Below are 13,931 nucleotides of genomic sequence, written 5' to 3' on the forward strand. Positions count from 1 at the left end.
ATAAGAAAAATAGGTATAAGGTTAATGGCTTCTCCTCGTTTTATTCATCTACGTGTTCACAGTGACTACTCCATGATTGATGGACTGGCAAAAACCGGTCCATTAGTGAAAAAAGTCGCCGCCATGGGCATGCCTGCATTTGCCATCACGGATTTTACTAACCTTTGTGGGTTAGTGAAGTTTTATGGTGCGGCTCATGGTGTGGGTATCAAGCCAATCATTGGGGCTGATTTTTATATGGAAAGTGAGCAACTGGGTGATGAGGTTGCTCACTTAACCGTTCTAGCTCGCAATAACGAAGGCTATCAAAACCTCACTTTACTCATCTCCGAAGCATACCAAAAAGGCTATGGTGCCATTGGTCCAACGATTCACCGGGATTGGCTTGTCAAACATAAAGAAGGTTTGATCCTATTATCAGGCGGGCGAAAAGGAGATGTGGGGCAATTTTTACTGCGCGGTAATCAAGCGTTAGTGGATGAAAGCCTTGAGTTTTATCAAACCCATTTTCCAGATGCTTACTATCTTGAACTTATCCGGACAGGGCGGCCGGATGAAGAAAGCTACCTCCATGCAGCAGTTGAGCTAGCCACCCAACGTGGTCTGCCTGTAGTGGCAACCAACGATGTCTGCTTCATTGAAAGCAGCGACTTTGACGCCCATGAAATTCGTGTCGCTATTCATGATGGATTCACGTTAGCCGATCCGAAGCGCCCCAAAAATTATAGTCCTCAGCAATACTTACGTACTGAAGAAGAGATGTGCGAGCTGTTTGCCGACATCCCTGAAGCATTAGAAAATAGTGTAGAGATTGCTAAGCGCTGTAACGTCACTATTCGTCTTGGTGAATATTTCCTACCGAAATTCCCAACAGGGGATATGGAAACGGAAGACTTTCTGGTCATGCGTTCAAAAGAAGGTCTGGAGGAGCGCCTCAAATTCCTATTCCCAGATGAGAAAGTCCGAGCAGAAAGACGTCCTGAATATGATGAACGTTTAGAAATCGAACTCAACGTTATCAACCAAATGGGATTCCCAGGCTACTTCTTGATAGTGATGGAGTTTATCCAGTGGTCGAAAGATAACGGCGTTCCTGTTGGCCCGGGACGAGGTTCAGGTGCGGGTTCTTTAGTGGCCTATGCTCTAAAAATCACTGACCTAGACCCACTTGAACTTGACCTACTGTTTGAGCGTTTCTTGAACCCAGAGCGGGTATCAATGCCAGACTTCGACGTTGACTTCTGCATGGAAAAACGTGACCAAGTTATTGATCACGTTGCTCAAATGTATGGCCGGGACGCGGTATCCCAGATTATTACCTTTGGTACGATGGCAGCAAAAGCCGTTATTCGTGACGTGGGACGTGTACTGGGCCACCCTTACGGTTTCGTTGATAGAATTTCTAAACTTGTTCCCCCTGATCCGGGAATGACCCTTGAAAAAGCCTTTGAAGCAGAACCGCAGCTGCCTGAAATTTATGAAGCAGATGAAGAGGTTAAAGCGCTAATCGATATGGCGCGTAAGCTTGAAGGGGTAACGCGTAACGCCGGTAAGCACGCCGGTGGGGTAGTTATTGCACCAACTAAAATTACGGATTTTGCGCCGCTCTATTGCGATGCTGAAGGTAATAACCCCGTTACACAATTCGATAAGAACGATGTCGAATATGCTGGCTTGGTAAAATTCGACTTCTTAGGTCTGCGTACGCTAACCATTATTAACTGGGCATTGGAGATGATCAATGCCCGTCGAGCCAAGAAAAATTTAGAACCGATTGATATTGCAGCTATTCCTTTACAGGATAAGAAAAGCTTCGATATGTTGCAGCGCTCGGAAACCACGGCGGTATTCCAATTAGAATCCCGAGGAATGAAGGATCTGATTAAACGCCTGCAACCGGACTGTTTTGAAGATATGATCGCTCTGGTGGCGTTATTCCGCCCAGGCCCGCTGCAATCGGGGATGGTAGATAACTTTATCGACCGTAAACATGGTCGTGAAGAGATCTCATATCCTGATGTAAATTGGCAGCATGAATCATTAAAACCTGTTCTAGAGCCAACTTATGGTATTATCTTATACCAAGAACAGGTTATGCAGATTGCTCAGGTTTTAGCTGGCTATACCCTCGGTGGCGCGGATATGTTGCGTCGTGCGATGGGGAAAAAGAAACCTGAAGAGATGGCAAAACAGCGCTCTGTTTTTGAAGAAGGTTCCATCAAAAACGGGGTAGATGGCGAATTGTCGATGAAAATCTTTGACTTGGTGGAGAAATTCGCCGGTTATGGATTTAACAAATCACACTCCGCGGCCTATGCGCTGGTCTCGTACCAAACATTATGGCTAAAAGCCCACTATCCGGCTGAATTTATGGCTGCAGTAATGACTGCGGATATGGATAACACGGAAAAAGTGGTGGGGCTGGTTGATGAATGTTGGCGTATGGGCTTGAAAGTATTGCCACCAGATATCAATAGTGGGTTATATCACTTCCATGTGAATGATGAAGGTGAGATAGTTTACGGCATCGGCGCAATTAAAGGCGTTGGTGAAGGGCCAATCGAAGCGATTATTGAAGCTCGCCAACAAGGTGGGATCTTTAAAGAAATTTTCGATCTTTGTGCTCGTGTGGATATTAAAAAGATCAACCGCCGCGTGATGGAAAAGCTGATCATGGCTGGGGCATTCGATCATTTAGGTCCTCACCGAGCAGCCTTGATGTCATCCCTTGAAGACGCATTAAAAGCAGCAGATCAGCATGCGAAAGCAGAAGCTATCGGGCAAGGGGATATGTTTGGGGTGCTTGCTGAAGCGCCTGAGCAGGTTGAAAGTTCTTACGCGAGTGTGCCGAAGTGGCCTGAGCAAGTCGTGCTAGAAGGTGAGCGCGAAACGTTGGGTCTCTATTTGACAGGTCATCCAATAACGCGATACTTAAGTGAGATAGAGCGTTATACAAATGGTTTGAGATTGAAAGATGTGAACCCAACCCCTCGCGGTCAAGTGACAACTGTGGTAGGTTTAGTGCTCTCTGCAAAAGTGATCACCACGAAGCGTGGGAATAGAATTGGGATTTGTACGCTTGATGATCGTTCCGGTCGCCTGGATATTATGTTATTTTCAGATGCGCTGGATAAATACCAACATATGTTGGAAAAAGACAATATTTTGATTGCCACCGGTCAGGTCAGCTTTGATGATTTCAATGGTGGTAATAAAATGACAGTGCGCGAATTGATGGATATCGGAGAAGCAAGGGAGAAATATGCGCGCGGCCTTGCAATATCGCTGTCCGATAAACAAATTAACGATCAATTACTGAATCGGCTTCGCAATGCTCTTGAACCTCACCGCTCAGGCACGATACCGGTTCATTTGTATTATCAGAAGGATGATGCCAGAGCTAAGCTCAAGTTTGGCGTTGTTTGGCGTGTGACACCCGTGGATCCCCTTCTGAACGACCTTCGAACTCTGCTGGGTAGTGAGCAGGTAGAATTAGAATTTGACTAAAATAGGAATATTATGAGTCTGGACTTTCTTGATTTTGAACAGCCGATTGCTGAATTAGAGGCGAAAATCGATTCCCTAACTGCAGTTAGCCGTCAAGATAACAACTTAGAAGTCAACCTAGATGAAGAGGTTGCTCGTTTACGTGAAAAAAGTGTTGAACTGACACGTAAGATTTTCTCTGATCTGGGGGCTTGGCAAATTGCTAAACTCGCTCGTCACCCACGTCGTCCATACTCTTTGGACTACATTTCCCGTATTTTTACAGATTACCAAGAGTTAGCGGGTGATCGTGCATATGCCGATGACAAAGCGATTATTGGTGGTCTGGCTCGTTTAGATGGCCGCCCAGTGATGGTTATTGGCCATCAAAAGGGTCGTGAAACGAAAGAGAAAATTCGCCGTAACTTTGGTATGCCAGCACCAGAAGGCTACCGTAAGGCACTGCGTCTGATGGAAATGGCTGAGCGTTTTAACCTACCAATTATTACGTTTATCGATACACCGGGTGCATATCCGGGTGTTGGTGCAGAAGAGCGCGGTCAATCCGAAGCGATTGCGCGTAACTTACGTGAAATGTCTCGCTTATCCGTTCCAGTGATCTGTACCGTGATCGGCGAAGGCGGTTCAGGTGGTGCGTTAGCGATTGGTGTGGGTGATAAAGTGAATATGCTGCAATACAGCACTTATTCCGTTATCTCACCAGAAGGCTGTGCATCTATTCTGTGGAAAAGCGCCGATAAAGCACCATTAGCGGCTGATGCGATGGGTATTACGGCGCCTCGCTTAAAAGAGCTGAAGCTGATTGATAGCGTGATCCCTGAACCTCTGGGCGGCGCTCATCGTAACTACGATGAAATTGCAGAATCTCTGAAAGCACAAATCACGCAAGACTTGAATGAGTTAGAAACTCTGGATGAAGAAGCACTGAAAAATCGTCGTTATCAACGTCTGATGGGATATGGTTACTGCTAATTAGCTAACCTATTAAGTGCAATCCATTCTATTTTGAAACGGGAGTCGGTTTAGCCAGCTCCCGTTTTTTATTATCTTTAATATAATATTGAATTAAGATGTGGGTGGAATAAAGGGAAGATAATGGCGAAATCCTCACAGCATATTCTCGCAACAGTTCGAGAAAAAATCGGAAGCTACCGAAAAATTCTGGTTGGATTCAGTGGTGGTATCGACTCCACGGTATTACTTCATGCTCTTTATCAGATAAAAATCAGTGAATTACCGTCATTAGAAATCCGCGCCATTCATATTCATCATGGTTTAAATATTCAAGCGGATAAGTGGGAAACTCACTGTGCTTCATTATGTCAACAATGGAATATCCCGTTTATTTGCCAGCGTGTAACCGTAGATAGCTCTCAGATTGGTGTTGAAGCGGCAGCAAGAACTGAACGTTATCAAGCATATCGTGATGAGCTACTCGACAATGAGATTTTGGTGACGGCTCAGCATCTTGATGATCAAGCTGAAACATTCATGCTGGCGCTTAAGCGAGGCAGTGGACCCGCAGGACTTTCCGCGATGCCGGAGTCACTTCCTTTTCAAGCGAAAAATGGAAAAACGATTCTATTACGACCTTTATTAGTCATTTCTCGCCATGAATTAGAAAACTATCGAGCGGAATATCAACTTCCTTGGGTTGAAGATGATAGTAATCAAGACGACCGATATGATCGTAACTTCCTGCGCTTGCATATTATGCCAAGATTATCTGAACGCTGGCCACATTTTGCGACTGCAGTTTCTCGAAGTGCCTCATTATGCGCAGAACAAGAGGCGCTGCTGGACGAGCTACTGCAAGATTCACTGGATGACATCATTGATTATCGAGGTGGATTATATATCGATGGGCTTATCCATTGTTCAGTTGCCAAGCGTAATGCCTTGATCCGCCGCTGGATAGGCTTTCACCAGTTACCTATGCCGCCATTTAATCAATTGGAACGGATTTGGCAGGAAGTGGCACTTGCTCGGCAGGATGCAGAACCTATCTGTCGTTTGGGTAACGTGGAAATTCGCCGTTATCAAGGGGCTCTGTGGGTGGTTAAGCGCATTAATAGCCTGATGGGAAAACAATATCAGTGGAATTATCCTGAGGATTATTTATTACCTGAATCACTGGGAATGCTGGTTGTGATGGATGGCGACGGGCAGATACGCCCACCACAAGAAACAGAAAAAGTGACAGTTCGCTTTGGATTACAAGGTTCGCTAAATATTGTCGGTCGCCACCATTCACGTAGCAGCAAGAAAATTTGGCAAGAGCTGGGTGTTGCACCGTGGATGAGGGAAAGAACCCCACTAATTTACTATAATGAAACGCTTATTTGTGCGGTAGGCTGCTTTATTACACCTGATGGATTTGTGGGTGAGGAGAATATTGGCATGGCTATTGATTGGAAAAATTCCGAACATTGGACAAATACCGATGAGTTTTCCTGCGAATAACGCGAATAAACTATCTATAAATTAGAAACCCCTTATGACTGTGACTATCATAAGGGGCATAGAAGAAACTCAGAAAAAGCGAGTATTAGTGGGAGTGGTCGACAACGATAGTGCCGATTTCAGGATGACTGAAGGATGAGATAATATCCAGTCGTAGCTCCTTAGTGCCTTCCTGTGTGATCAGGACGAGGTACTCAATTTTTTTTCGTAGGAGCAAATCACTGGCTTGCCCTTCAATATTCTCGCCGTCATTAAGCTTAATTTGCAGCTTTAATTGACGCTGGCATGCGATTTCTAGATATTCGTAATCATCACAATTGATTGGTTGATATTCATTATCTGTAGACATATTCCCTCACCACTGTGTTAGTGGCGGTTATTGCCGCCTTGAACATGTTTGTTTTATCTAAAAACACTAGCATTTATCGACTAAGCATTTACCGATGAAATAAAAAGCTAAATCAAAAAGTGCTTCGCTCGATAATAGCATAGTAATTTAATAACTATAATCAGTGACGTGGGAAAAGGAAAATTCTTATTCACTAAACTGATATCTTTAGCTGGTTATTTATCCGATTGTAAATTTTTGCATACCTTATTTTTTTATTTCTTGAAATGCTATGATGTATTAATAAGCGTAACAGTAATAATTGAATGATCTGAAAGGAATTATAATGAAGAAAGTACTTTTATTGGCTCTTATTTCGGCGGGTGCCGTGGCATTATCCGGTTGTCAAAGCAGCGTGAACGAAGCGAACTTCGCTCCTGTAGACCATGTTTATAGTGGTGTACTTCCTTGTGCAGATTGTTCAGGTATTGAAGCCACATTATTAGTCAATCCAGATGGCAGCTATGTTGAGCAACTGCTTTATTTAGAAACCCGTGAAGGGAATCAAATGTTCCATGAAACAGGAAACTGGTCTAGCACGGAAAATGTATTAACATTAACTAACTCGAAAGCAGAGCGAACATACTTCGCACAATCTCCTGATAACCAATCAATCACACTGCTAGATTTAGAAGGCAAAGCGATTGAGAGTTCAATGAACCATACCTTAAAACAGGTCACTCCAAGTAAAAAACGTGGTGAATATCGTTATATGGCCGATGCCGCTATATTTACTGAATGTGGTTCTGGACGTAAATATGCAACGTCAGGCATTGAACTAGAGAAAGCTTATAGTGATACTGATGTGGATGGCGGCACGCCAGTTTATTTAGAGGTGGATGGTTTCTACTCTATTCGCCCATCCATGGAAGATGGTCAATTTGATTCTGCATTTATTCCTACTGGGAATATTCAGTTCGATAAAACTCGCTCTTGCAAATAACCTGAATTCGTTTTGGTTATATTGTAAAAAGGCTTAGTGACAATAAAAAAGCTCAGAGACAGTAAAACTGAACTCTGAGCTTTTTGTATTTAGGCTAACGTAACGGTTATTTAGCTAGTTTTTCTTTCAGGAAGCTAACCACGTTATCTAAACCAACCAGTTGTTTGTCATCACTGCGGCGTGATTTATATTCAACTTGGTTAGTATCTAAATTACGGTCACCAATGACGATAGTGTATGGAACTCCAATCAGTTCCATATCGGCAAACATCACACCTGGGCGTTCTTTACGGTCATCGAAAATAACATCGATACCTTGTGCTTTCAGGTCTGCATACAGTTTTTCAGCAACTTCTTTAACGCGATAAGACTTATGCATGTTCATTGGCAGGATAGCAACGTGGAATGGTGCGATAGCATCTGGCCATACAATACCGCGTTCATCGTGGCTCTGCTCAATCGCTGCTGCAACAATACGAGTTACACCAATACCATAGCAACCCATTGTCACGATTTGGTTATGACCTTCTTCGTTCTGCACAGAGGCTTTCATTGCTTCAGAATATTTGGTGCCTAACTGGAAGATATGACCTACTTCGATACCGCGTTTGATTAACAGGGTACCTTTACCATCTGGGCTTGGGTCACCCGCTACCACATTACGCAGGTCGTAAACTTCTGGCAGTGGGAGGTCACGTTCCCAGTTGATGCCAAAGTAGTGTTTACCATCAACATTTGCACCTGCACCAAAGTCACTCATCACTGCAACGCTGCGGTCAATGACGATTGGCATTGGCATATTCACTGGACCTAAAGAGCCTGGACCAGCATTCACGACTTTACGGATTTCTTCTTCAGTAGCAAATTGCAATGGGCTTGCCACTAACGGGTGTTTCTCTGCTTTGATTTCGTTCAGTTCATGGTCACCACGAATTAACAGGGCAACTAAAGTATGACCAGAGTCTTTCACTGCATGAACAATCAGAGTCTTAACTGTTTTCTCGATTGGCAGATTGAACTGTTCAACTAATTCAGCAATCGTTTTTGCATTTGGTGTATCCACTAAATGCATTTCTTGGCTTGGCGCTGCACGTTGAACATTTGGTGCAACCGCTTCAGCAAATTCGATATTAGCTGCAAAATCAGATTCAGTAGAGAAGACAACATCATCTTCACCGCTTTGTGCTAAAACTTGGAATTCGTGAGACGCGTTACCACCGATAGAACCGGTGTCTGCTTGTACTGCTCGGAAATCAAAGCCAATGCGGGTGAAGATTTTGCTATAAGCTTGGTACATTGCATCGTAAGTTTCTTGCAATGACTCTTGGTTTGTGTGGAACGAGTATGCATCTTTCATGATAAATTCACGAGAACGCATTACACCGAAACGAGGACGAACTTCATCACGGAATTTGGTTTGAATTTGGAATAAATTCAATGGTAATTGTTTGTATGAAGTGATCTCATTACGCACTAAGTCAGTGATAACTTCTTCGTGGGTTGGACCTAAAACAAATGGGCGCTCGCCACGATCTACAAAGCGCAGTAACTCAGGGCCATATTGTTCCCAACGTCCACTTTCTTGCCATAAGTCAGCAGGTTGAACGACGGGTAAAGATACCTCGATAGCGCCTGCATTTTCCATTTCTTCACGAACGATGTTTTCTACTTTACGCAGAACACGCACGCCAGTGGGTAACCAGTCATACAGACCAGAAGCAAGTTTACGGATCATCCCTGCACGCAGCATCAGCTTATGGCTGATAACTTCTGCATCCGCAGGGGTCTCTTTTAGAGTTGAGAGCAGATATTTGCTAGTACGCATTGTATAGGTTCCATTAGAACAACAAATTATGGTAGGGCTTATGCCTACCCAATAATTTAAAGCTGCTAAGCAGCGGAATAAACAGCTAGTCTACCAGTGACGATGCTTTGTCAAAAGAGGTTAACGCGATTTTTCATTACGTTCGATGGCAAACACTTCAGTGATATTATTAGTCACTCGCCAGCGCACATTGAAATCTAATAAATGAACCGCATAATCACGGGCTTCATTGGATTGTTTCTTATAGGCAGGACGTGGGTCTTGCTTTAATACTTGCTCAATAAAAGACGCTAATCCGGGATAGCGAGATTGGTATTTATCACATTCAATTTGAGCTTGTGAGCTAAATATAACCTGCATATCTTCTGATGGTGCTTCTTGAGCATAACCGGCTTTGGCTGTTGTAATAGCTTCAGCAAAAGGCAGATACGGTTTGATATCGACCACTGGTGTGCCATCAACTAAATCTAAGCTACCGAGTTCAAGAATGACTTGGTTGTTTTCGATAGTCACGTCTTTTAATTCAACTAACGACATCCCTATAGGGTTTGGTCGAAAGGTTGAACGAGTGGCAAATACACCCATTTTATCATTGCCGCCTAAGCGGGGAGGGCGTACGAGAGGTTTCCAGCCACCTTCCATCGTTTGGTGAAAAACAAACAACACCCAAATATGGCTAAATTGAGTTAATCCTCTAACGGCATTAGGGTCATTGTATGGCGGATGTAAATGCAAACGCCCAAAGCCGTTTTGAACCAGCCCGGGCTGGCGAGGAATGGCAAACTTTTCTTTATAAGGGGATTCGATATGCCCAATAACATTAAATTGAAAAGATTGCATAAGTTGATTATTCAACAATTTTAAGTGCACTACCTTCACATACCGTTGCTTGGTAACAACCCGGCGCTGATTTGGTTTGGCACTGATGTAATAACACGGCATCCGCAGCGATATAAGCGGCTTGCGTCAACATGCTGTTTTTAGCTGAATCAAGGTTAATAGGCGGACTCTTTGCATTTTTTCTGCATGACTCACCAGAGACAATACCTAAGTCACGAAATGGCATTCCTAATAACTCTTCAGGGCTGTTCATTAATTTAATGTTTTCTGCACTGACATCTTCTTCTTCAGTTTCTACAGGTAAAGGTTTCGATAATTTCATGCTCGAAAACCCTTTATTCATGCTTGGACTGGTGTATTGATTAATTCCGCACCCAGCTAAAGCAAATGTAGCGAGGGCGAGCAAAAACAATCTCATAGATATTACCTTTTTATTATTTGCGCTAGCGCATTAATTATGTAATCGGTCTAAAGCTAATGTATTTGAAACAAATCGGTTTAAAGCATGTTGGTATAATACAAAAAAACTAGGTGACATAAAGTCACCTAGCATTTTATACACATTTTTTTTAAGAGAAAAGCTTACCAGCCTTTAACTGCTCCACCATCGAAAACTTCGTTGGCCTTTTCTGCCACTTCATTAGATTGATATGCTTGAATAAACTTCTTCACATTCTCGCTATCTTTATTATCTTCACGAGCCACAATAATGTTCACATATGGAGAATCTTTATCTTCAACAAACAGACCATCTTTTGCTGGAGTCAATTTAGGTGTTGCGCTGCTAGCCCAAGTTGTATTGATGATAGCCAGTGCAATTTTTTGATCATCCAGAGCACGCGGTAATTGTGGTGCTTCTAATTCAACAAATTTTAAGCCTTTTGGATTCTCAACAACATCCAACACGGTAGGCATTAAACCTGTGCCATCTTTTAACTTAATTAAACCTTGTTTTTGCAGTAACAGTAATGAACGACCTAAGTTAGTTGGGTCATTTGGCAGCGCAACTTGTGAACCATCAGCCAATTCATCAATAGATTTAATTTGCTTAGAATATCCCGCAATTGGATAAATGAAGGTATTTCCAACAGGCACTAATTTGTAGTTACGGTCTTTAATTTGCTGATCTAAATAAGGTTTATGTTGAAATGCGTTAGCATCAATATCACCTTTGCTTAATGCTTCGTTTGGTAGTACGAAGTCATTGAAAGAAACTAATTCAACATTCAGTCCATATTTTTCTTTAGCAACTTTTTGTGCAACTTCAGCAACTTCAAACTCTTTGCCCATGATCACACCGACTTTGATGCTATTTGGATCTTTTTGTTTTTCACCACAGCCAGCGAGAGCTAATGTTCCTAACAGCGCGCCAACTACTGCAATTGATTTCAACTTAATAGACATAATTTACCCCTTTAGACACTATTTATAGCACCTTAACTACTGTGTAGCGTTTTTTGGCGCTGCTATTGTTTCTGACTATCTAGATTACGGACTATTTATGTGACACTTTTTTCATTAAATATTCACCAGTGAACTGAATGATGAATACTAAGACAATCAATAGAACCAGAACGGTGTTCATAACTAATGGATTATAAGTATAGTAGCCGTATTGCATTGCAATTTGTCCTAATCCACCGGAACCTACTGCACCACCCATTGCGGAATAACCGACTAACATAATTAATGTAATGGTTGCTGCGTTAATTAACCCCGGTAAAGATTCTGGCAGTAATACTTTGCGGATAATCTGTAACGGTGTTGCACCCATAGCGCGTGATGCTTCAATTAAACCATTCGGTACTTCTAATAATGCGTTTTCAACCATGCGAGCAATAAATGGAATTGCACCAACAGTCAATGGAACAATCGCCCCTTCGATACCAATCGCAGAACCTACGATGAATTTGGTAAACGGGCTGATCCAGACTAATAAAATAATAAACGGTATTGAGCGGAATACGTTCACGACAGCAGAAATAACGCTATACAGAACGGTATTTTCCATCACTTGCCCACGACGAGTGACATAAAGTAGGACGCCTGTCGGGATACCTAAAATAAAACCTAAAATTGCAGAAACGAAAGTCATTATAATCGTATCAATCGTTCCTGAAATAAGCAGTGAAATCATTCCCTCAGACATAACCTAAAACCTCAACTTTCACGTGGTGCTCTTTCAAAAATGTAATGGTGGACTCAATGCCATTTTCTAAACCGTGTAATTCAGCCAGCATCACACCGAATTTAACGCCACCGGCATAATCAATCTGAGAGCTTAAAATATTAATATCGATATCAAATTTACGTACGGCCATTGAGATTAATGGCGCATCCACCGATTGCCCTGTGAACTCCAGTTTCAATAACGGGGAGAGATCTTTACCTGATTCTGGCTGCAAACGTTCTTTATAGTCATCTGGAATATCGATAACTAATGTTGACTTAATAAATGCTTGAGCAACAGGCGTTTTAGGATGAGAGAAAACTTCACTCACTTTATCTTGCTCAATAAGTTGACCGCCACTGATTACTGCCACTTGGTCACAAATGCGTTTCACGACATCCATTTCATGGGTGATTAATAAGATAGTTAAGCCTAAGCGACGGTTGATATCTTTCAATAATTCTAAAATAGAGCGCGTCGTTGCTGGATCTAATGCGCTTGTTGCTTCATCACACAGTAATACTTTTGGTGAGTTTGCTAAGGCGCGGGCAATAGCCACACGCTGTTTTTGACCACCAGAAAGATTCGCTGGATAAGCATCTTTCTTTTCAGATAAACCGACTAACTCTAATAATTCATTAACGCGCTGTTTAATGGTCTCTTTCGGTGTATTGTCTAATTCTAGTGGCAGTGCCACGTTATCAAACACAGTGCGCGAAGATAATAAATTAAAATGTTGAAAGATCATGCCAATTCCACGGCGTGCTTTTGTCACTTCTTTCTCTGGCAGAGACGTTAAATCTTGTCCATCAACAATGACTTGCCCTGATGTTGGACGCTCCAGCATATTCACGCAACGAATTAAGGTACTTTTACCTGCGCCGGATGCACCAATGACACCATATATTTGACCAGCAGGAACATGCAGGCTGATATCAGTCAGCGCCTGTATATTGCGGTTTCCTTGCTGGAACACTTTATTAATATTTGAGAGCTTTATCATTCTATCTTCTATTCTCTGACGAATTATATTCAAGATACTGTATCTAACATGTATTGGATGTTAAGGCGTCTAGACGTCTAAGTCAACAAAGTTTGATGGATTTATTCTATTCTCATTTCATTTCTTTTCATGAGATACTAAAAACCATTTTAGTTTGAGGAGTAAAGCAGTGAGCAAAGGCATTCCAGCAATCTTTCTAGATAGAGATGGCACAATTAATATCGACCATGGCTATGTACACCAAATCGATGACTTCGAATTTATCGATGGCGCTATTGAAGCCATGATTGAACTCAAAAAAATGGGATATGCATTAGTTGTCGTGACTAATCAATCTGGTATTGGCCGTGGTATCTATACTGAAGACCAGTTTATGACGCTAACTGAGTGGATGGATTGGTCTCTTGCCGACCGTGGTGTTGATTTAGATGGTATCTATTTCTGCCCTCATCATCTGGATGCAACAGTAGAAGAATATAAGCAAGAATGTAATTGCCGCAAACCAAAACCAGGAATGCTCTTAGATGCCCAGCAATTTTTAAACATTGATATGGCTTCTTCTATTATGATTGGCGACAAGCTTGCAGATATGCAAGCGGGCAAAGCGGCTCTTGTGGGGACAAATGTATTAGTAAAAAGCGGAGAACCTGTTACAGATGACGCTATTGCGAGTGCAGATCTGGTGATTAATAGCCTTGCAGACCTGCCAAAAGCCTTAAAAAGCATCACAAAGTAACCGTTTTGGGTGATAAATCAGCACTTGGAAATTATTTTAAAAAAAACACTTGCGAG

General features: G+C 42.4%; 12 protein-coding genes. 5 read left to right on the forward strand and 7 right to left on the reverse strand.

Annotated elements, in window-relative coordinates:
- Positions 1–24 precede the first annotated feature (24 nt).
- The 3 genes from dnaE (at position 25) to tilS (ending at position 5,970) form a co-directional block, all read left to right on the forward strand.
- Positions 25–3,507 (forward strand): DNA polymerase III subunit alpha, encoded by a 3,483-nt coding sequence (dnaE, locus tag PR799_RS11655; protein ID WP_272522117.1) that lies wholly within the window; start codon positions 25–27, stop codon positions 3,505–3,507.
- Positions 3,508–3,519: 12 nt separating this feature from the next.
- Complete coding sequence (gene accA, locus PR799_RS11660; protein WP_036956378.1) at positions 3,520–4,479, forward strand: acetyl-CoA carboxylase carboxyl transferase subunit alpha; 960 nt, start codon at positions 3,520–3,522, stop codon at positions 4,477–4,479.
- Between the two features lie 123 nt (positions 4,480–4,602).
- Positions 4,603–5,970, forward strand: coding sequence for a tRNA lysidine(34) synthetase TilS (tilS, locus tag PR799_RS11665; RefSeq protein WP_154627642.1), 1,368 nt, complete (start codon positions 4,603–4,605; stop codon positions 5,968–5,970).
- 85 nt (positions 5,971–6,055) lie between these two features.
- Here tilS and rof read toward each other — a convergent pair whose 3' ends face one another.
- Positions 6,056–6,319 carry a Rho-binding antiterminator gene (gene rof / locus PR799_RS11670; RefSeq protein WP_006658392.1) on the reverse strand — a complete coding sequence of 88 codons (264 nt, stop codon included), beginning with the start codon at positions 6,317–6,319 and terminating at the stop codon, positions 6,056–6,058.
- A 325-nt stretch (positions 6,320–6,644) separates the two neighbouring features.
- Here rof and PR799_RS11675 point away from each other — a divergent pair, with 325 nt between their 5' ends.
- Positions 6,645–7,301, forward strand: coding sequence for a copper resistance protein NlpE N-terminal domain-containing protein (locus PR799_RS11675; protein ID WP_154603336.1), 657 nt, complete (start codon positions 6,645–6,647; stop codon positions 7,299–7,301).
- Positions 7,302–7,407: 106 nt separating this feature from the next.
- Here PR799_RS11675 and proS read toward each other — a convergent pair whose 3' ends face one another.
- The 6 genes from proS to metN form a co-directional block, all read right to left on the reverse strand.
- A complete protein-coding gene (gene proS, locus PR799_RS11680; protein WP_272522120.1) occupies positions 7,408–9,126 on the reverse strand; it encodes a proline--tRNA ligase in 1,719 nt (572 codons plus the stop codon).
- Positions 9,127–9,246: 120 nt separating this feature from the next.
- Positions 9,247–9,966 carry a tRNA (N6-threonylcarbamoyladenosine(37)-N6)-methyltransferase TrmO gene (gene tsaA, locus PR799_RS11685; protein ID WP_272522121.1) on the reverse strand — a complete coding sequence of 240 codons (720 nt, stop codon included), beginning with the start codon at positions 9,964–9,966 and terminating at the stop codon, positions 9,247–9,249.
- Between the two features lie 7 nt (positions 9,967–9,973).
- On the reverse strand, positions 9,974–10,288 hold the full coding sequence (gene rcsF / locus PR799_RS11690; RefSeq protein ID WP_272522123.1) for an Rcs stress response system protein RcsF: 315 nt from the start codon (positions 10,286–10,288) through the stop codon (positions 9,974–9,976).
- A 260-nt stretch (positions 10,289–10,548) separates the two neighbouring features.
- Positions 10,549–11,370, reverse strand: a complete 822-nt coding sequence (locus PR799_RS11695) for a MetQ/NlpA family lipoprotein (protein WP_036956390.1) — start codon at positions 11,368–11,370, stop codon at positions 10,549–10,551.
- A 91-nt stretch (positions 11,371–11,461) separates the two neighbouring features.
- Positions 11,462–12,115, reverse strand: coding sequence for a methionine ABC transporter permease MetI (metI, locus tag PR799_RS11700; protein ID WP_036968878.1), 654 nt, complete (start codon positions 12,113–12,115; stop codon positions 11,462–11,464).
- A complete protein-coding gene (metN, locus tag PR799_RS11705; protein WP_006662999.1) occupies positions 12,108–13,139 on the reverse strand; it encodes a methionine ABC transporter ATP-binding protein MetN in 1,032 nt (343 codons plus the stop codon). Before metN ends, metI begins: the two co-directional genes overlap by 8 nt.
- A gap of 169 nt (positions 13,140–13,308) precedes the next feature.
- On the opposite strand from metN, the gene gmhB reads away from it, so the two are divergent.
- Positions 13,309–13,875 (forward strand): D-glycero-beta-D-manno-heptose 1,7-bisphosphate 7-phosphatase, encoded by a 567-nt coding sequence (gene gmhB, locus PR799_RS11710; RefSeq protein WP_272522126.1) that lies wholly within the window; start codon positions 13,309–13,311, stop codon positions 13,873–13,875.
- Positions 13,876–13,931 lie beyond the last annotated feature (56 nt).

It is taken from the genome of Providencia sp. PROV202 (genome assembly GCF_028479565.1).
Taxonomy (GTDB): Bacteria; Pseudomonadota; Gammaproteobacteria; order Enterobacterales; family Enterobacteriaceae; genus Providencia; species Providencia zhijiangensis.